18 protein-coding genes are annotated in these 19,594 nt (G+C 66.0%); 12 read left to right on the plus strand and 6 right to left on the minus strand.

Going from position 1 to position 19,594, the window contains the following annotated elements; genetic code table 11:
- Positions 1-121: 121 nt before the first annotated feature.
- On the plus strand, positions 122-1,312 hold the full coding sequence (locus tag AC0Z6F_RS09345) for an MFS transporter (RefSeq protein WP_012511569.1): 1,191 nt from the start codon (positions 122-124) through the stop codon (positions 1,310-1,312).
- A gap of 45 nt (positions 1,313-1,357) precedes the next feature.
- On the opposite strand, the gene AC0Z6F_RS09350 is transcribed toward AC0Z6F_RS09345, so the two are convergent.
- The 5 genes from AC0Z6F_RS09350 to AC0Z6F_RS09370 form a co-directional block, all read right to left on the minus strand.
- The gene (locus AC0Z6F_RS09350) at positions 1,358-2,044 is read right to left on the minus strand and encodes a DUF2058 domain-containing protein (protein ID WP_012511570.1); all 687 of its coding nucleotides are present in this window, start codon (positions 2,042-2,044) and stop codon (positions 1,358-1,360) included.
- 10 nt (positions 2,045-2,054) lie between these two features.
- A complete protein-coding gene (locus AC0Z6F_RS09355) occupies positions 2,055-2,294 on the minus strand; it encodes a SlyX family protein (RefSeq protein WP_006376881.1) in 240 nt (79 codons plus the stop codon).
- Positions 2,287-3,636: a UDP-glucose dehydrogenase family protein gene (locus AC0Z6F_RS09360; protein WP_006376882.1), complete on the minus strand. Its 1,350-nt coding sequence runs from the start codon at positions 3,634-3,636 to the stop codon at positions 2,287-2,289. The genes AC0Z6F_RS09355 and AC0Z6F_RS09360 overlap by 8 nt, the downstream gene beginning before the upstream one ends.
- 23 nt (positions 3,637-3,659) lie before the next feature.
- Positions 3,660-4,637, minus strand: coding sequence for an FKBP-type peptidyl-prolyl cis-trans isomerase N-terminal domain-containing protein (locus tag AC0Z6F_RS09365; protein ID WP_006376884.1), 978 nt, complete (start codon positions 4,635-4,637; stop codon positions 3,660-3,662).
- Positions 4,638-4,733: 96 nt separating this feature from the next.
- Positions 4,734-5,321: a glutathione peroxidase gene (locus tag AC0Z6F_RS09370; RefSeq protein ID WP_012511571.1), complete on the minus strand. Its 588-nt coding sequence runs from the start codon at positions 5,319-5,321 to the stop codon at positions 4,734-4,736.
- Between the two features lie 369 nt (positions 5,322-5,690).
- On the opposite strand from AC0Z6F_RS09370, the gene AC0Z6F_RS09375 reads away from it, so the two are divergent.
- The 7 genes from AC0Z6F_RS09375 (at position 5,691) to AC0Z6F_RS09405 (ending at position 10,290) form a co-directional block, all read left to right on the plus strand.
- A complete protein-coding gene (locus tag AC0Z6F_RS09375) occupies positions 5,691-5,927 on the plus strand; it encodes a hypothetical protein (RefSeq protein ID WP_100434969.1) in 237 nt (78 codons plus the stop codon).
- A gap of 2 nt (positions 5,928-5,929) precedes the next feature.
- Entirely contained in the window at positions 5,930-6,289 is a 360-nt protein-coding gene (locus AC0Z6F_RS09380) for a GntR family transcriptional regulator (protein ID WP_012511573.1), read from the plus strand.
- Complete coding sequence (locus tag AC0Z6F_RS09385; RefSeq protein WP_006376922.1) at positions 6,289-7,179, plus strand: ABC transporter ATP-binding protein; 891 nt, start codon at positions 6,289-6,291, stop codon at positions 7,177-7,179. The genes AC0Z6F_RS09380 and AC0Z6F_RS09385 overlap by 1 nt, the downstream gene beginning before the upstream one ends.
- A complete protein-coding gene (locus AC0Z6F_RS09390; protein WP_006376924.1) occupies positions 7,176-8,198 on the plus strand; it encodes an ABC-2 transporter permease in 1,023 nt (340 codons plus the stop codon). The genes AC0Z6F_RS09385 and AC0Z6F_RS09390 overlap by 4 nt, the downstream gene beginning before the upstream one ends.
- Positions 8,199-8,223: 25 nt before the next feature.
- On the plus strand, positions 8,224-9,111 hold the full coding sequence (locus AC0Z6F_RS09395) for a DUF4097 family beta strand repeat-containing protein (protein ID WP_100434970.1): 888 nt from the start codon (positions 8,224-8,226) through the stop codon (positions 9,109-9,111).
- Positions 9,112-9,141: 30 nt separating this feature from the next.
- Entirely contained in the window at positions 9,142-9,759 is a 618-nt protein-coding gene (locus AC0Z6F_RS09400) for a YggN family protein (RefSeq protein WP_100434971.1), read from the plus strand.
- 105 nt (positions 9,760-9,864) lie between these two features.
- Positions 9,865-10,290: a hypothetical protein gene (locus AC0Z6F_RS09405; protein ID WP_041864559.1), complete on the plus strand. Its 426-nt coding sequence runs from the start codon at positions 9,865-9,867 to the stop codon at positions 10,288-10,290.
- A 127-nt stretch (positions 10,291-10,417) separates the two neighbouring features.
- On the opposite strand, the gene AC0Z6F_RS09410 is transcribed toward AC0Z6F_RS09405, so the two are convergent.
- Positions 10,418-11,845: a class II fumarate hydratase gene (locus AC0Z6F_RS09410; RefSeq protein WP_100434972.1), complete on the minus strand. Its 1,428-nt coding sequence runs from the start codon at positions 11,843-11,845 to the stop codon at positions 10,418-10,420.
- 289 nt (positions 11,846-12,134) lie between these two features.
- Here AC0Z6F_RS09410 and purB point away from each other — a divergent pair, with 289 nt between their 5' ends.
- From purB to AC0Z6F_RS09430, 4 genes are all read left to right on the plus strand, one after another.
- Entirely contained in the window at positions 12,135-13,502 is a 1,368-nt protein-coding gene (gene purB / locus AC0Z6F_RS09415; protein ID WP_100434973.1) for an adenylosuccinate lyase, read from the plus strand.
- 733 nt (positions 13,503-14,235) lie between these two features.
- Positions 14,236-15,651 carry a ribosomal protein uL16 3-hydroxylase gene (locus tag AC0Z6F_RS09420; RefSeq protein WP_012511578.1) on the plus strand — a complete coding sequence of 472 codons (1,416 nt, stop codon included), beginning with the start codon at positions 14,236-14,238 and terminating at the stop codon, positions 15,649-15,651.
- 9 nt (positions 15,652-15,660) lie between these two features.
- Entirely contained in the window at positions 15,661-16,557 is an 897-nt protein-coding gene (locus tag AC0Z6F_RS09425; protein ID WP_100434974.1) for a GNAT family N-acetyltransferase, read from the plus strand.
- Positions 16,558-16,743: 186 nt separating this feature from the next.
- Positions 16,744-19,575, plus strand: a complete 2,832-nt coding sequence (locus AC0Z6F_RS09430; RefSeq protein WP_065724239.1) for a 2-oxoglutarate dehydrogenase E1 component — start codon at positions 16,744-16,746, stop codon at positions 19,573-19,575.
- The last annotated feature ends 19 nt before the right edge of the window (positions 19,576-19,594 follow it).

The following is a 19,594-nucleotide window of genomic DNA, read 5'->3' on the forward strand; positions in this document are numbered from 1 at the left end:
AGATCGTTGTCCACCCCCAATCCCTACCCACTCTCCAACTTCCTTGGTCACCACCGCCCCCTCCCCTCCTCCCCCTCCTCCCCCCCGGCCCTCCCCCCCCGCTACCGTGCATTATTCTGCGATGACCGTTCCCGTTGCCCGTCTTTCCAGCTTCTACCTGTTCTACTACGCGGCGCTCGGTGCGTTCACTCCGTACTGGAGCCTGTTCCTGACCGCGCGCGGCATGAGCGTCACCGCCATCAGCGTGATGATGGGCCTGTGGTATGCCACCCGTGTGGTCGCTCCCAGCACCTGGACCACGCTGGCCGCGGCCTCGCCACGACCGATCCGCCTGCTGCGACTGGGGTGCGTGCTGGCCCTGATCAGTTTCACCGCCTTCCTGCTGCCGCTGCCACAGCCATGGATGTACCCGGCGATGGTGGTGTTCTGCTTCTTCTACAACGCGGTGATGCCGCAGTTCGAGTCGATCACCCTCACCCACCTCGGCAGCGACAGTCATCGCTACGGCCTGATCCGGGTCTGGGGCTCGCTCGGCTTCATCGCCATCGTGACCCTGTTCGGCTGGTTGATCGAGGGCGATGGCAGCGGCAACCGCGCCGCGCTGCTGCCGTGGATGATGCTGCCGTTGTTCGTGTTGATGGTGGCCTCGGCCTTCAGCAACCACTATGCACGTGACATCAGCAAGGCCGACGGCGATGCCACTGGTTTCTGGCAGATCGTGCGCCGGCCACCAGTGCTGGCGTTCTTCCTGGCCGCGTTCATGGAGCAGCTCTCGTTCGGACCGTACTACACGTTCTTCTCGGTCTACATGGACCACCACGGCTACCGCACCTCCACCCTCGGCCTGCTGTGGACCATCGGCGTGGTATTCGAGGTCGGCGTGTTCTTCACCATCGGCCGCTTCTTCCGCCGCTACGACGCCAGCTGGATGCTGCTGATCGCCCTGGTCAGCTCCTGCCTGCGCTGGGCGGTGACCGCGTTGTTCCCGCAGAACCTGCCGGTGATGCTGGTCGCGCAGAGCGCCCATGCGCTCGGCTTTGCCGCCTTCTTCGCGGCAGCGATGCAGATGCTGGCCACTTATTTCCCGGGCCGCCTCAACGGCCATGGCCAGGGCCTGCTGTATGGATTCTCGTCCGGCGTCGGCGGCGTGCTCGGCGCGCTCATCGCCGGCCAGCTGTGGAAGATCGACGACGGCCGCACCGCGTTCCTGGCCGGCAGTGCTTTCGCCCTGATAGGTGCCCTGCTGTGCTTCTTCGCGCTGAGCCTGCCGCTGATCCGCGCACGCCGCACCGGCAGCCGCGCCCAGCAATGAAAACGCCGGGCATTGCCCGGCGTTCCCATCAACCAACCGCACTCATTACCAGACCAGGTCGTCCGGCACCTGGAACTGCGGGTCGGCGTACGGATCTTCCTCGGCCGGCGCATTCGGATCGACCTTCAGCGCCACCGATGCGGCAAACACCGCCTCGGACTGCGCCAGCACTTCGGCGGTGACCAGCAGGTAGCGGCCATTGAGCTGGACCACGCCCAGTTCACCGGCATTGAGCGCAGTCAGCTGTTCGGCGGTCACGTAGATGCGCTTGATCTTGCCGCCGTACGGGAAGTGGCGGGCAATGTCGGCCTCCTCGGCATTCAGGCCCTTGTCCTTCAGCAGCTCTTCCAGCTTGGCCTTCGCCTCGCGGCGCACGCGCGCTTCTTCCTGCTTCAGGCGCTCGGCCTGGATGCGCTCTTCCTTTTCCTTCTGCGCACGGATGGCATAGGCCTTGGCCAGATCCATCTCTTCGGCACTGCGCGGCTTGCGCGGGCCCTGCTGGCCCTGGCCACGCGCCTGGCCGCCGGGCTTGCCGGCTCCAGCGTGGTGGCCATGGCCACGGCGCTCGCCGGGCTTGTGCTCGCCCTTGCCTGCGCCCTGCGGCTTTCCATTGCCATTGCCACCCTTGCCCTGCGGGCGGCCATCACGGCGGGGGCCATCATTCTTGCGCTCGGGCTTGGGCGCTGGCTTGAAGCCCAGGCCCATCAGCTGGTCGCGGAGGGTATCGCTCATAGAGTTCGGATCAGTAGTGCGGCGGCGGCGGTTCGCTCGCCGGATCGGAAGAATTCAGAGCGTTGCGGACCTTGCCCAGGTCTTCCAGCAGCACGCGCAGGATGCCGGCATTGCGGCTGCCTTCCATGCGCGCGTCGGCCAGTGCATCGCTCAGTTCGGCAAGCGCGTGTTCCTGGAAGGACACGCGCATTTCCAGCTCGACCAGGCGCGCTTCCAGCGCCTGCTCGCGTTCACTCGGCAGCTCAGACATGCAACGAACGCCCCCGGCCGATGCCGTAGTAGGCCAGGCCTGCAGCTTCCACCTCGGCCGGCTCGTACAGATTGCGGCCATCGAACACCGCCGCATCCTTCAGCTGCTCGCGCAGCTTCTGGAAATCGGGGCTGCGGAACTGCTTCCACTCGGTCACCACGACCAGCGCGTCGGCACCCTGCAGCGCTTCGTCGGCACTGCTGCAGAACACCAGGTCGTCACGCTCGCCGAAGATGCGCTGCGATTCGTGCATCGCTTCCGGGTCATACGCCCGCACCGTCGCACCACCTTCCCACAGCTGCGCCAGCAGGCGACGGCTGGAGGCTTCGCGCATGTCGTCGGTGTTCGGCTTGAAGGCCAGGCCCCACACCGCAAACGTCTTGCCGCGCACGCCTTCGTCCTCGCCCTTGTCATAGTGGCGCTGGATGAGGGCGAACAGATGGCCCTTCTGTGCATCGTTGACCGCTTCCACCGCGTTCAGCAGCTTCGGCTCGAGGCCGTACTGCTGCGCGGTGCGGGCCAGCGCCTGCACATCCTTGGGGAAGCACGAGCCGCCGTAGCCGGCACCCGGATAGATGAAGTGCCAGCCGATACGCGGGTCCGAACCGATGCCCTGGCGGACCTGCTCGACGTCGGCACCGACACGCTCGGCGATGTTGGCGATTTCGTTCATGAACGAAATCTTGGTCGCCAGCATCGCGTTGGCCGCGTACTTGGTCAGTTCGGCCGAACGTACGTCCATTTCCACCACGCGGTCGTGGTTGCGGTTGAACGGCGCATACAGGCGACGCATCACCGCCACCGATTCTTCGCTGGTCGCACCGATGATGATGCGGTCCGGGCGCATGCAGTCGGCAACCGCGTCGCCTTCCTTCAGGAACTCCGGATTGGACACCACATCGAAGGCGATGTCCGCGTTACGCGCAGCCAGCTCTTCGGCAATGGCCGCGCGCACCTTGTCGGCGGTACCCACCGGCACCGTCGACTTGTTGACCACCACGGTCGGCACACTCATGTACCGGCCAATGGTGCGGGCCACGGCCAGCACGTACTGCAGATCGGCGCTGCCATCCTCGTCCGGCGGCGTGCCGACGGCGATGAAAACGACCTGGCCGTGATCGATGGCAGCCTCAGCGTCGGTGGTGAATGCCAGCCGCAAGGCGGCATGGTTGGCCTTCACCATCGGCTCCAGGCCCGGCTCATAGATCGGGATGATGCCCTGGTTGAGGCCATCCACCTTGGCCTGGTCGATGTCGACGCAGACCACCTGATGGCCGACGTCGGCCAGGCAGGTGCCGGTCACCAGTCCAACGTAGCCGGTACCAAAAATCGCAACGCGCATGTCCGTGCAGGCTCCGTGGTCGCTTACGGCAGGACGCCCAGCAGCTCGACGTCGAAGGTCAGAGTTGCGTTCGGGCCGATCGGGCCGCCCGGGGTGCCGTTTTCGCCATAGGCCAGGTTGCCCGGGATCCAGAAGCGGTACTTCGAACCGACCGGCATCAGCGCGACGCCCTCGGTCCAGCCCTTGATCACCTGGTCCAGGCCGAACTCGGCCGGCTGGCGGCCGTAGGAACTGTCGAACACGGTGCCGTTGAGCAGCTTGCCTTCGTAGTTCACGCGCACCTTGCTGCTCGGCAGCGGACGCTCGCCACTACCCGGGCGGATCACCTGGTACTGCAGGCCCGAGGCAGTGGTCACCACGCCCGGCTGGGTCTTGTTCTTGGACATGAACGCATTGCCTTCCTCGCGGTTGGTCTGCGCGGCGGCGGCGGCCTTGGCCTGCATTTCGGCCTGCTTGGCGCCCATGAACGACTGGATGGTGGCGGTCGCGTCAGCTTCCGTCATCTTCGGCTGGCCCTTGCTCAGGCCGGTGCTGATCGCGTCAAACAGCGAGGCGACATCGATGTCGTCCTTCAGCTGTGCCAGCGACGGACCGACCGAATAGGAACCGATCATCTGCGCCACCTTGACGCGGTCCACCTTCGCCGGCTGCGAACCCGGCGCCACACCCGGCACCTGCTGGCCGCTGCGGGCCATCACCACCTGGCGCAGCGCGGCATCGGTGGCCTTGGCCTGTTCCTGGGTGATCTGCGGCTGCAGGCCTTCGAAGGAGCGCTCCACGGCGGTGCGCAGGGCAGCCACGTCGATTTCATCGGCAATCGGAGTGAACGACTTGGCCACGTCCAGGCCGATGGCGTAGCCGAGCTTCTGCTTGGGGGAATTCAAGGTTGCGGTCTCCTTGGCGGCTGCAGGGGCAGCCGGTTGTTGCGACAGAGCGACACCCGAAGTGCCCATTGCCAGAATCAGAACCGACGCCGCGGCGCCGCGCATTCCCATCTTCATTCGCTGCATTCCTGAAAGTGTCCGGGCGCCGACGTCGGCGCGAAAAGAGTCATTGTCGCACGCATGCCGTCGATGTCGAGGCATACATGCCGGATATCAATGCGTGGCGGCAGCGGCCAGCGCCTTGTCGATGGCGGCGGTGAGCTGTGCATCATCCGGCGTCACCTTGCTGGCGAACTGGGCGATGACCTTGCCATCGCGGCCGACCAGGTACTTGTGGAAGTTCCAGGCCGGGGCTACGCCGGTGGCTGCGCTCAGCCGCTGGTAAAGCGGCGTTGCCTGCGCCCCCACCACATGCACCTTCTCGAACATCGGGAACTTGACGCCGTAGGTCAGCGTGCAGAAATCCTGGATCTGCTTCTCGTCACCCGGCTCCTGGCCCTTGAAATCATTGGACGGGAAACCAAGCACGGCGAAGCCACGCCCCGCATAGCGCTTCTGCAGCGCTTCCAGCCCTTCGTACTGCGGGGTATAGCCGCACTTGCTGGCGGTGTTGACCACCAGCAGCACCTGCCCCTGGTAGCGCTGCTGCAGGTTGACCTGCTGCTTGCCGGCCAGCGGCCGGTAATCCAGGTCGAGCAGATCGGCAGCAAGGGCACTGCCGGAACCAGCAGCGCCGGCCACCATCAGGACCAGCAGGGACAGGCCGCGCAGGCGGCGCGAGGAAACAGTCGGCAGGGGCATCAGGAGCGGTCCGCGGTAGCCATTCAACAGGGGCCCGGCCAGCACCGGCCGGGGATCGGCCGAACTATAGCACCGGGCCTTTGCGGCCCAGATTGCGGCAGCCCGCCGCCACTTTGCGCGGCATGGCCTTTGGATGGAGCGTTCTTCAACCCCGGCGGAGTAATGACATGGTATGCACATCACTGAATGCAAGGTCGACCTGGGTTGCTCACCCGAATTATTTTATTTCCCTTCAAAATCAAAATCTTGAATGGATGTTTCAGCACCATGACCACCCCTGCCATCAGTTGGGGCCGGCAAGGACTTGCACGACGGCGTGCCGGTGTTATAGTTGCATACAACACCAGTCACCTGAGACAGGGGGAAGCCATGAACGTCCGGATACGTCGCAACCTCACCGCACCCGCGGCCGCTGCCGTTTCGACCCTGATCGTGCTGGCCTGGCTGGCCGCGCCAACCTCCCCCGCCTCAACCGACAGTGCGCAGGACGCGACCGCTTCACCGGCAGGCAATGCTGCCCCCTCCCCCTCCCCCCCGCGTCGGCTGCACAGCTCCCTGTCCATGCCGTACTTCTCGTTCGCCCAGCCGCTGACCCCACGGAGCTGAATATGAGCGACATCCAGTGGAGCGACGGTGCTCCCATCTACCGTCAGTTGAAGGAGCGCGTGATCGCCATGATGCTCGACGGAATCCTCAAGCCGGGCGATGCCCTGCCTTCGGTGCGCCAGGTGGCCGCCGACTACCAGCTCAACCCCATCACCGTTTCGCGCGCTTACCAGGAACTGGCCGACGAAGGCCTGGTCGAAAAGCGCCGCGGGCTGGGCATGTTCATGACCGAACAGGCGGCCACGCAGCTGCGCAGCAGCGAACGCGAACGCTTTCTCAATGAAGAATGGCCAGCGGTCCTGGAGCGCATCCAGCGCCTGGGCCTGAGCCTCGACGAATTGCTGCCCCAGGGGAAATTCTGATGAATGCCAGTCCCACTACTGCTGCATCCGGCGATGCCGTCATCACCGCCAAAGGCCTGCGCAAGGCCTACAAGACCACCGTCGCCCTCGACAATGCCAGCTTCAGCATTCCGAGCGGGCGCATCATCGGCCTGATCGGCCCCAACGGTGCCGGCAAGACCACTGCCCTGAAAGCCGTGCTCGGCCTGACCTCGGTGGAAGGCGAGCTGAGCGTGCTCGGCCGCGATCCGCGGCTGCATCGCGATGAGCTGATGAACGACATCTGCTTCATCGCCGATGTCGCCGTGCTGCCGCGCTGGCTGAAGGTCCGCGAGGCGATCGATTTCGTCGCCGGCGTCCATCCGCGCTTTGACCGCGCCCGCTGTGAGCGCTTCCTGGCCAACACCAAGCTGCAGCCGAAGCAGCGCGTGCGCGAACTGTCCAAGGGCATGATCGTGCAGCTGCACCTGGCGCTGGTGATGGCCATCGATGCCCGTATCCTGGTGCTGGACGAGCCCACCCTGGGCCTCGACATCCTGTACCGCAAGGAGTTCTACCAGCGCCTGCTGGAAGACTACTTCGATGAGCAGAAGACCATCATCGTCACCACCCACCAGGTGGAAGAGATCGAACACATCCTCAGCGACGTGATGTTCATCCGTGACGGCCGCATCGTGCTTGATGCGGAAATGGACGAGGTCGGACGGCGCTACACCGAGCTGCTGGTCAACGCCGATCAGCTGGATACCGCGCGCGCCCTGAAGCCGATCGACGAACGCAGCCTGACGTTCGGCAAGACCGTGATGCTGTTCGATGGCGTGCCGCGCTCCCAGCTTTCCACCCTTGGCGAGACCCGCAGCCCGGGCCTGGCCGACCTGTTCGTCGCCATCATGAAGGGGACCTACGCATGAATGCCGTCAACCACCCCGTCAGCCCACTGGGCACGCTGCGCTGGCTGCTCAAGCGCGAGTACTGGGAAAACCGCGGAGGATTCCTGTATGCCCCGCTGATCGCCGGCCTGATTTCGCTGGTGATGAGTACCGTCGGCATCGCCTTCGGCCTGTTCGCGCTGAATCGCGCCGCGCGCAACGGCGGATTCCATGTCGATGGCGAAAGCGTGAACGTCAACGGCCTGGACCTGGCACTGCTCACCCGCAACATCGACAGCAAGGACCTCACCGACCTCGGCAACGGCCTCGACCTGACCCTGGTGCTGAGCTCGGCATGGCCGTTCCTGGTGCTGGCCTTCGTGGTGTTCTTCTACTGCCTGGGCGCGCTGTACGACGACCGCCGCGACCGCAGCATCCTGTTCTGGAAGTCGCTGCCGCTGTCGGACACCCAGACAGTGTTGTCCAAGGTGATCAGTGCACTGGTGGTGGCACCGCTGATCGCGGTGATCGCCGGCATCATCACAATGTTCGGCTTCATGCTGATCATCAGCATCGTGGCCCTGATGCATGGTGGCAGCCCGATGACCCTGATCTGGGGTCCGGCCAGCCCGCTGACCCTGGCCGCCGGCCACCTGTCCTGGATTCCGGTCTATGCCCTGTGGGCACTGCCTACCGCAGGCTGGCTGCTGCTGTGCTCGGCCTGGGCCAAGAGCAAGCCGTTCCTGTGGGCGGTAATGCTGCCGCTGTTTGCCGGCGTCATCGTCAGCACCACCAAGATCATGCCGCTGTTCGGCCTGAGCACCGGCTGGTTCTGGCAGAACATCGTCGGCCGCCTGCTGCTGGGCGGCGTGCCGGGCATGGACCTGGTGTACCGCCTCAGCGCCGGTTCGCGGCGTGACCTGGATTCGGTGGTCAGCCTGATGTCCCCCGCTTCGCAGCTGAAGTCACTGGCGATGCCGGAACTGTGGATCGGTGCTGCCGTCGGTGCAGTGTTCATCTTCCTCGCCATCCGCCTGCGCAAGCGCGCCGGCGAGATCTGATTCCATCCACCCGGAGGCACCACCCATGCGTTCTTTGCTCGCCTGTTCCGCGTTGTTGCTGTTGCCGTTGTCGGCGCTGGCCGCCGATGCTCCGAACTGCAAGTTCACTGCCGCCCGCACGTTGAAGCTGGACGTGGCTGGTGCCAAGGCAGTGGTGTTCGAGGTCAACCAGCATGACCTGAAGGTCGTTGCCAGCGCCGGTGGCGGCCAGCTCGATGGTCGCGCCTGTGCCTCCAACCAGGAATGGCTGGACCAGCTGGTGCTGGGCCAGCGCAAGGTGGGCGACAAGCTGGTGGTCAGCCTGCGCCGCGAGGGCCGCATCAGCAGCATCAGCCTGGGCAACAGTTACGCCTGGCTGGATATCCGCGGCAGCGTGCCGGACAACCTGCCGCTGCAGGTCAAGGTCGGCTCGGGCGACGCCAGCATGGAAAACGCACAGTCGTTGAGCGTGGACGTCGGTTCCGGTGACGCCATCGCCCGCGGCACCCGGGGCAGCATCCATGCCGCGGTGGGTTCGGGCGACCTCGACATCGACGGTGGCAGCTCGCTGAACCTGCTGTCGCTCGGCTCGGGCGACGTTACGGCGCGCAACATCGGCGGCGATGTCATTACCGGCACGGTCGGCTCCGGTGACCTGAAGATCACCGACGTGCGTGGCAACGCGCGGCTGGACACCGTCGGCTCGGGCGACATCGAGTTCAAGCGCGTGCAGGGCAATGTCGAGGTGGGCGTGGTCGGCTCCGGCGGCGTCGATCTCACCGACATCGGCGGCAATGTGCACGTCCGCAGCCATGGCTCGGGCGACATCCAGGTCGATGGTGTGCGCGGCAGCCTCACCGTCGACCACAGCGGCAGCGGTGACGTCGGCCACCGCAATGTCAGCGGCAAGGTCACCCTGCCGCGCAACAAGTAACTCTCAGCCAACCGATCCCAGGGGAATACCATGAACCTGTTGCGCCTGCTGCCTGCCACCCTGTTGTGCCTGCCGCTGATCGCCTGTGGCGGCACCTCTTCCTCGCCTGACAAGACCGTCGGCAAGAGTGTTGCCGAGGCCACCAGCGGCGTCGGCGAGACCGTCAAGGACGCCATGAACGATGCCCGCAAAGACATCGCCCAGGGCAACATCAAGATCTCCGCCGACAAGCAGCCGCGTGCGGAGATCACGCCGGATGGCCGCCTGCTGATCGCGGGCAAGGAGATCGCCGCCAACGATATCCAGCGCCGTCATCTGCAGGACTACCGCGGCCACGTGGTCGCCATCGCGATGGACGGCATGGATGTCGGCCTGGCAGGCGCCAAACTGGGTGCCAGTGCTGCCGGCGAAGCGCTGAAGGGCATTTTCAGTGGCGACAGCGAAGGTGTCGAAAAGCGCATCAATGCCGAAGCCGAGAAGATCGAAGCCCAGGCCAAGCGCATCTGCGACCGCCTGCCCGCGATGCTGGCCAGCCAGCAGGCGCTGGCGCACGAACTGCCGGCATTCAAGCCCTACGCGACGATGGACCAGAGCGACGTGGACGACTGCGGCAAGGACACCGGCAAGGGCCACACCGTCAATCCCTGACTGCGGCAAATGAGCGCACCCGGCCGGCAGCGCGCAAGCGTTGCCGGCCGACGCTGCCTGCGCGGGCTTACAATGGCCGCCCCGGATGCACCCGATCAAACCGCCATGAAGAAACTGTTCCTGCTGCTGGCCGCCCTGCTCTGCCTGGGCCTGGTTGGCTGTGACAAGGATTACCGCAACCACCGCGCCGAGCGCGGCAAGCCCAAGATTTCCGTGAGCGAAGGCATGGTCACCGTGCGTCGCCCACCCGCGCCGAACATCATCATCCTCGCCGATGGCACGATGAAGATGGACGAAATCCAGATTCCGCTGGACGACGCGCAGAAGCAGATGCTGCAGACCATGTTCGGCAAGCTGCAGGTGTTGCGCCAGAACACCCTGGTGGCCGCACCGGCCGATCCCAACATGCAGCCGGTGAAGATCCAGCCGCCCGAAGGCATGGAAGTGATTCCGTCTGACCTGATCCAGCGTATCCCCGAGTTCAAGGACTACACCGACACCTTCGGCAACATCGTCGCTGACCGTCGCTGAAAAAAGAAACGCCGCCCGAGGGCGGCGTTTCTCATTGACCCGGTAGCGCCGGGCCACGCCCGGCGAGCGCAGCGCGCGGCCCTCCGGCGGTTCGCCGGGCATGGCCCGGCGCTACACAACCGGTAGATCAACCGCCCGCGCCACCACCACCGGCCTGGATGCCACCGGCGGTCAGCGCGGTCGGATCCAGCAGGCGGCGCAGCTCGGCTTCGGCCAGGCCACTGTCTTCCAGCGCCACGTCCAGCACCGGGCGCTGTTCCTTGTAGGCGCGCTTGGCAATCGCCGCGGCCTTCTCGTAGCCGATGATCGGGTTCAGTGCGGTGACCAGAATCGGGTTGCGTGCCAGCGCCTCGGCCACGCGGTCCTCGCGCACCTTCAGCCCGGCAATCGCGCTGTCGGCCAGCAGGGTGGACACATTGGCCAGCAGGCCGATGCCATCGAGCAGGTTCACCGCGATCAGCGGCAACGTGACATTGAGCTGGAAGTTGCCGGTCTGGCCGGCCACGGTAATGGCGGTGTGGTGGCCGATCACCTGTGCACAAGCCATCACCGTCGCTTCCGGAATGACCGGATTGACCTTGCCCGGCATGATCGAGCTGCCCGGCTGCAGGGCCGGCAGTTCAATCTCGCCCAGCCCAGCCAGCGGACCGGCGTTCATCCAGCGCAGGTCATTGGCGATCTTGATCAGTGCCACCGCCAGCGCATTGAGCTGGCCGGACAGTTCCACCGCATCGTCCTGCGCGGCCAGGCCTTCGAACTTGTTCTCGGCACTGTCGAACTTGAAACCGGTCTGCTGCTTCAGCGCCTTCGCCACCTGGGTACCGAAGCGCGGATCGGCGTTGATACCGGTGCCGATGGCGGTGCCGCCCAGCGGCAGGCGACGCACGCGCTTGAGGCTGTCTTCGATACGCTCCTGCGCCGACGCCAGCTGTGCCGACCACGCGCCGAACTCCTGCTCGAAGGTCAGCGGCATCGCATCCATCAGGTGGGTACGGCCGGTCTTGACCACCTTGCGCAGGCTGCGGCCCTTCTTGTCCAGGGTCTTGCGCAGGTGTACCAGCGCCGGCAGCAGCTGCTCATGGGTCGCCAGCACCGCCGACACGCGCAGCGCGGTCGGGATCACGTCGTTGGAGCTCTGCCCCTGGTTGACGTGGTCGTTGGGGTGCACGCTGGTCTTGCCCGCCTTGCCGGCACGGTTGGCCAGGGTGGCGATGACCTCATTGGCATTCATGTTCGACGACGTGCCCGAGCCGGTCTGGTAGACGTCGATCGGGAAATGCGCGTCCCATTCACCGGTGGCCACTTCGGCCGCGGCGGACTGGATGGCCTTGGCCACGTTCTTCGGCAGGTGGCCCAGCTCGGCGTTGACGCCGGCGGCGGCGCCCTTGACCAGGCCCAGCGCGCGGATGAAACCGCGCGGCATGCGCTGGCCCGACACCGGGAAATTCTGCACGGCACGCTGGGTCTGTGCGCCCCACAGGGCGTCCGCAGGCACCTGCAGCTCGCCCATGCTGTCGTGTTCGATTCTGAAACCCTTGCTTGCAGCTTTGCTCATTGCATCAACTCCGCACTACTTCAGTTGGGGAAAGGGAAGCGGCGGCTGGCAGGGTGTCGCTTCCCGGGCTGGCGGCTGCGCCAACGATACTCCCTTGCTGGTGACACGGGATGACGGGGACGGGCCAGATCGTTCCGTCCGCAGGGCCGTTTACACGGGTAGCGCCGGGCCATGCCCGGCGAGCGCGCAGCGCGGCGACCATCCGCCGGGCATGGCCCGGCGCTACCAAGCATGCGAAAGCCACGCGTCGTAGAATATGGCCCCCGCCGCTCGCCCCAGCCCTGCCGACATGTCCGATTCCGCCCTGCTCGCCCTGTCCCCGCTCGATGGCCGCTATGCCGGCAAGGTCGACGCCCTGCGCCCGATCTTCTCCGAGTACGGCCTGATCAAGGCCCGCGTCACGGTCGAGGTGGAATGGCTGCTGGCCCTGGCCGCCGAACCGGGCATCGTCGAGCTGGCACCGTTCTCCGACGCCGCCATCGCACGCCTGCGCGCCCTGGCCGCCAGCTTCAGCCCGGCCCAGGCCGCGCGCGTGAAGGAGATCGAGCGCACCACCAACCATGACGTCAAGGCGGTGGAGTACTTCATCAAGGAACAGCTGAAGGACGACGCCGAGCTGGCCCCGGCGCTGGAATTCGTGCATTTCGCCTGCACCAGCGAAGACATCAACAACCTCAGCTATGGCCTGATGCTGGAACAGGCCCGCCGCGAGGTGCTGCTGCCGACCCTGGACGGCATCGCCACCTCCCTGCGCAGCCTGGCCCACGCCCAGGCCGGCCAGCCGATGCTGTCGCGCACCCACGGCCAGACCGCCTCGCCGACCACCCTCGGCAAGGAGCTGGCCAACGTGGTCGCCCGCCTGGAACGCCAGCGCAAGCAGATTGCCGCGGTCGAACTGACCGGCAAGATCAATGGCGCGGTGGGCAACTACAACGCCCACATCGCCAGCTACCCGGACGTGGACTGGCCGGCCTTCGCCGAGCGCTTCGTGACCAGCCTGGGCCTGGTGTTCAACCCGTACACCACGCAGATCGAGCCGCACGACAACATCGCCGAAATCGGCGATGCCGCGCGCCGCGCCAACATCATCCTGATCGACCTGGCCCGCGACATCTGGGGTTACGTATCGCTGGGCTACTTCAAGCAGCGCCTGAAGGAAGGCGAAGTCGGTTCGTCGACGATGCCACACAAGGTCAACCCGATCGATTTCGAGAACGCCGAAGGCAACTTCGGCATCGCCAACGCGCTGTTCGAGCACTTCAGCGCCAAGCTGCCGATCAGCCGCTGGCAGCGTGACCTGACCGACTCCACCGTGCTGCGTGCACTGGGTACCGCGTTCGGCCACAGCCAGGTGGCGCTGGATTCGCTGGCCAAGGGCCTGGGCAAGCTGGAAGTGAACCCGCAGCGCCTGGATGCCGATCTGGATGCAGCCTGGGAAGTGCTGGCCGAGGCCGTGCAGACGGTGATGCGTCGCCACGGCCTGCCGAACCCGTACGAACAGCTGAAGGCGCTGACCCGCGGCCAGGGCATCACCGCCGAGTCGATGCGCGCGTTCGTGCAGGGGCTGGAGCTGCCGGCGGATGCGAAGCAGCGCCTGCTGGAGATGACCCCGGGCAGCTACACCGGTCTGGCCGAGTCGCTGGCGAAGAAGATTTAAGGGGTTTCCTTTGCGGCGGCGGCCGCGGGCGCTGCCTGCGGCAGGCAACAGCAACAGCAACGACAACAACAACAGCAACGTCAAGAGCGGCTCTGGATTGCCGCTAGCTGGGCGGGTCGGGATGGGCCAGCGGGACACGCCGTAAACCCATCCCTGGGGGCTCGATGGCGCCATCCATGGCGCCAACGGTCCCGCTGGCCCATCCCGACCCACCTCTGACAGATTTCCGGTGACGGATCGAAGAGCGGTGGGTTGTCGGGACGGAATTTGAAAGAGGGACGCGGCTTCGCCGCGTCCCTCTTTCGTTTGTCCGATGGGGTCAGATCCCTTTTCCATTGGAAAAGGGATCTGACCCCACGAGCGCAGGAGCATGAGCAAGCGCAGCGCGCGACCCGCTTTTGCCTTGCTTTTCTTCTTCCATTCCGTGGCGGGCCGCGCAGGAAACTGTCAGGGGCCGGGCGGGTGGGCCATGCAGGGGCGTTGGCGCCATGGATGGCGCCATCGAGCTTACAAGGACGTACTTGCAGCGTCCCCTGCATGGCCCACCCGCCCGGCCAAGCGCGGCTTTTGCTTTCAGCGACCAACCCAACCACCCGCCACGAGGGGCTCCGCCGTTGGCCGGACACCCCGCGACAAACCCGCGCACGTGCGCAATCCCGGCGAACGTCGGACAATGGAGGCCTTGGCGGCCCGCCGCGCCGCCCCTCCCGCTTTCCGCTGCAAGGATTCCCCCATGGCCGCCCGCAAGTCCTCCGCCCCCCTCATCGAAGTCACCGCCCGCCCCGGCCAGCCGCTGGGCATGGCGCCGGCCACCTTCCTGCGCGATTTCTGGCAGAAGCGCCCGCTGCTGATCCGCAACGCCTTCCCGGATTTCCAGACCCCGGTGCAGCCGGAAGACCTGGCCGGCCTGGCCTGCGAAGAAGGCGTGCTGGCCCGCCTGATCGAGCATGACAAGACCCAGGATGGCTGGCGCGTACGCACCGGCCCGTTCCAGGAAGAGATCTTCCCCGCCCTCCCCGACCGCGACTGGACCCTGCTGGTGCAGGACGTGGACAAGTGGGACAAGGACGTGCGTGCGTTGATCGAGCACTTCAGCTTCCTGCCGCGCTGGCGCATGGATGACGTGATGATCAGCTTTGCCGCCACCGGTGGCTCGGTTGGTGCCCACGTCGACCAGTACGACGTGTTCCTGCTGCAGGCCCAGGGCCACCGCCGCTGGCAGATCGATGCCAGTGAATCGATCAAGGGCAAGCAGCCGCCGCTGGGCTTCCGCCCCGACGTGGAGCTGAAGCTGCTGAAGGTATTCAAGCCGACCCACGATTGGGTGCTGGCACCGGGCGACATGCTGTACCTGCCGCCGAACGTGCCGCACCACGGCGTCGCCGAAGACCCCTGCCTGACCTTCTCGTTCGGCATGCGCGCGCCAGCGTCGGCCGAGCTGATCAGCGACTACCTGGACACCCTCATCGCCGATGCCGACGAGAACATCCGCTACCAGGATGGCGACCTGAAGGTACCGGCCGACCCGAACGAAATCGACACGGTGGCGATGGCTCGGGTGATCACCGCGCTCAACGCCATCCGCATGAACGATCCGGACAAGCTGGGTGACTGGTTCGGCCGCTTCATCACCACCTACCGTGCCGCCGGCGAAGTGATGCCCCACCAGGCTGCTCCGGCCCCGGAGGAAGTGATCGAGGCGCTGGCCTCCGGCCTGCTGCTGCAGCGCCACCCGTGGGCACGCCTGGCCTGGCGCCGGGCCAAGCGTGGCGCCAGCCTGTATGTCAGCGGCCGGGACTTCGCGCTGCCGGTCAAGGACGCGCAGCGCCTGGCCGGTGCCGAACAGCTGGACGCCGCCGCTTACCGCGGCCTGTCCGACAAGGGCCGCGCTGCGGTCCAGCAGCTGCTGGTCGGCGGTGTGTTCCAGCTGATCGACCCGAACGAGATGTATGAGGCCGAAGACGAGGACGACGGTGAGGATGCCGTGGTGCTCGGCGAAGTCGTCGAAGGCCGTGACCGCGTGGATGCGATCGACGCTGACGCGGTGTCCGACGATGTCCACTCCGTGACCGTGCACGACGACGGCATCGAGGTTATCGTCAACTTCGAGGACGACGAGGAAGACGACAGCGGTGCTGGCCGCGCCTGAGTCGCCACCATGATCCGGGTCCAGCAGGTCAGTCACGCCGATGCCCACGTCGCCATCCACGAGGTACGCCAGCGCGTGTTCGTGCAGGAACAGGGCATCGCCGCCGAGCTGGAACGCGACGCGCTGGACCCGGTCAGCGCCCATGTGCTGGCGCTGGATGGCGACGGGCAGCCGGTCGGCACCGGCCGGCTGGCCCCGGACGGCCGCATCGGCCGCATGGCGGTGCTGGCCAGCCATCGCAGCCATGGGGTGGGCGAGGCTTTGCTGGAGGCGCTGGTCGAGGCCGGGCGGCGGCTCGGGCTGGCCGAGCTGCACCTGCACGCCCAGCTGCCCGCCCGCGATTTCTATGCCCGCCAGGGCTTCCTGCCCGAAGGCGAGGTGTTCGAGGAGGCCGGCATCGGTCACCAGCAGATGCGCCGCCGGCTGGACGCCGCCAGCGCCATCGACAGCCGCGCCGAGGCGCTGGCCATCACCACCGCCATCATCCATCGCGCCCGCCGCCAGCTGTGGCTGCACAGCCGCCAACTGGATCCGGGCCTGCTGGATGCGCCGCCGGTGCAGGCGGCCCTGCGTCGCTTCGCCACCGCCCGCCACGACAAGCAGCTGCGGGTGATCGTGCACGATGCGGCTGCGATCGCCTCGGCCGGAGCGCCACTGCTGGCGCTGGCCCAGCGTCTGCCCAGCGTGATCCAGTTCCGCGAGGTCACCGACCCGGTCGACCGTGGGCTGGCCTCGGCCTGCCTGCTCAACGATGCCGGCGACTTCTACTTTCGTCTGATCGGGCATCGGCTCGACGGCGAAGCCGGCATCGCGCTACCGGCACGTTCGCAGCCGTTCGAGCAGCAATTGCAGCGCATCTGGGACCGTTCACGCGATTGCAGTGAACTGCGCGCGCTCGGCATCTGAGCCAGCGCAGCTGACCCAACCTGTCTGGAAGCGGCACCGGGGGACGCGCGATGCCCTTGGTGGTGCCCCTTCGTGTCCGGTTGGGGGTACAATTTGGCTGTTTGAACGCGCCCGTGCATGGCTATTCATCTTCGTGCCGGGTCCTTCTGAAGCCATACCCCACAAAGCGAATCAGCACCCTCCATCGTGGACAATCAACTGAAGCAGTTTGCGCAATCTTCGCAACTCGCCGGCGGCAACGCCTCCTATGTCGAGGACCTGTACGAGCAGTACCTGGTCTCCCCGGATAGTGTCGATCCCAAATGGAAAACCTACTTCGACGGCTTCAAGGGCCGCGAAGCAGGTGACATTCCCCACTCGGCCGTCATCTCCCACATCGCGGACGCTGCCAAGGATGCGCTGAAAGCTGGCACCGGCACCGGTGCAGGCGACGAGCGTGAGCGCAATGTCGGTCGCCTGATCACCGCCTACCGTTCGCGCGGTCACCTGGACGCCCGCCTGGATCCGCTGGGCCTGGCTGCTCCGGTCAACACCCCGGACCTGGGCCTGCCGTTCCACAGCCTGTCCGATGGCGACCTCAACAGCGAGTTCAGCACCGGTGGCGTCGGCGGCCAGCCGCGCATGAAGCTGCGCGACCTGCTGGCACGCCTGAAGGCGACCTACACCGGCTCGATCGGTGCGGAGTTCATGCACATCTCCGAGGTCGAGCAGCGCCAGTGGATCTACAAGAAGCTGGAACTGGCCGGCGGCAACTACCAGCTGGACGCTGACACCCAGCGCCGCACGCTGGAGCGCCTGACCGCAGCCGAAGGCCTCGAGCGCTACCTGCACACCAAGTACGTCGGCCAGAAGCGTTTCTCGCTGGAAGGCGGCGACTCGCTGATCCCGATGATGGACACCATCATCCGCAGCGCCGGCAAGGATGGCGTCAAGGATGTGGTGGTCGGCATGGCCCACCGCGGCCGCCTGAACGTGCTGGTCAACACCCTCGGCAAGAACCCGCGCAAGCTGTTCGACGAATTCGAAGGCAAGTTCGAGCACGACGAGCACGCCTCGGCCGGTGACGTGAAGTACCACATGGGCTTCTCGGCCGACGTGGCCACCGACGGTGGCCCGGTGCACCTGGCGCTGGCGTTCAACCCGTCGCACCTGGAAATCGCCGACCCGGTCGTGGCCGGCTCGGTGCGTTCGCGCCAGGAACGCCGCAAGGACACCGCGCGCAAGCAGGTGATGCCGATCCTGATCCACGGCGACGCGGCCTTCTCCGGCCAGGGCGTGGTCATGGAGCTGTTCCAGATGTCGCAGGCCCGCGGCTTCGCCGTCGGCGGCACCGTGCACATCGTGGTCAACAACCAGGTCGGCTTCACCACCTCCAACCCGCTGGATACGCGCTCCACGCGCTATGCCACCGACGTGGCGAAGATGATCGCCGCCCCGGTGCTGCACGTGAACGGCGATGATCCGGAAGCGGTGGTGTTCGCTGCACAGCTGGCCTTCGAGTTCCGCCAGAAGTTCGCCAAGGACGTGGTCATCGACCTGATGTGCTACCGCCGTTGGGGCCACAACGAGGCCGACGAGCCGGCGATCACCCAGCCGCTGATGTACCAGGTGATCCGCAAGCACGCCACCACCCGCGAGATGTACGCCGAACAGCTGGAAAAGGCAGGCGTGATCGCCGCCGGCGCAGGCAAGGCGATGGTCGATGCGTACCGCGAGAAGCTGGATGCCGGTGAAGTGACCACCGAGCTGGCGAAGGTCGAGAAGACCCCGCCGAGCAGCCCGCTGTTCGTCGATTGGCCGAAGCTGCTGGAAGGCAAGCTGTCCGATCCGATCTCGACCAAGGTCGAGAAGAACAAGCTGGTCGAACTGGCCAAGCTGATCAACACCGTGCCGGAAGAAGTGCAGCTGCACTCACGCGTGTCCAAGGTCTACGACGACCGCCGCAAGATGGCCGCTGGCGAGATCCCGGGCGACTGGGGCTTTGCCGAGAACCTGGCCTACGCCACCCTGCTGGACGAAGGCAATGCACTGCGCCTGGTCGGCCAGGACGTCGGCCGCGGTACGTTCACCCACCGCCACGCGATCCTGCACGACCAGAAGACCGACAACTACTACCTGCCGCTGCGGCAGCTGGTGGATTCGCCGGAAAAGGCCACCATCATCGATTCGCTGCTCAGCGAAGAAGCGGTGATGGCCTACGAATACGGCTTCTCGACCACCGATCCGAACACCCTGTGCATCTGGGAAGGCCAGTTCGGCGACTTCGCCAACGGCGCCCAGGTGGTGATCGACCAGTTCATCGCCGCCGGTGAAGCCAAGTGGGGCCGCATTTCCGGCCTGACCCTGCTGCTGCCGCATGGCTATGAAGGGCAAGGCCCGGAACACAGCTCGGCGCGCCTGGAGCGCTTCCTGCAGCTGTGCGCGCTGGAGAACATGCTGGTGGTGGTGCCGTCGACCCCGGCGCAGGCCTTCCACATGCTGCGTCGCCAGCAGCACCTGACCACCCGCAAGCCGCTGGTGGTGATGTCGCCCAAGTCGCTGCTGCGCCACAAGCTGGCCGTGTCGACCCTGGACGAGCTGGCCAATGGCGAGTTCCAGCACCTGATCGGCGATGCCAATGCCGATGCCAAGAAGGTCAAGCGCGTGGTGCTGTGCTCGGGCAAGGTCTACTACGACCTGCTGGAAGACCAGACCAAGCGTGGCCAGGACGACGTGGCGATCATCCGCGTGGAGCAGCTGTATCCGTTCCCGCGTGCGCTGCTGGCTGCCGAACTGAAGAAGTACGGCAAGGCCACCGACGTGGTGTGGACGCAGGAAGAACCGCAGAACCAGGGTGCGTGGTACCAGATCCGCCACCATCTGCAGTTCTGCCTGGCCGATGGCCAGAACCTGCACTACGCCGGTCGCGCACGTTCGGCTTCGCCGGCTGCCGGTCACATGGCTGACCACGTCCGCGAACAGCAGCAGCTGGTCGCCGATGCACTGGTCAACCCGTTCAACGACTCGTTCGCTGAATAACTCTCCCCCTATTTAGAAG

This window comes from Stenotrophomonas sp. 1L-E-5-B-C3 (assembly GCF_057292075.1).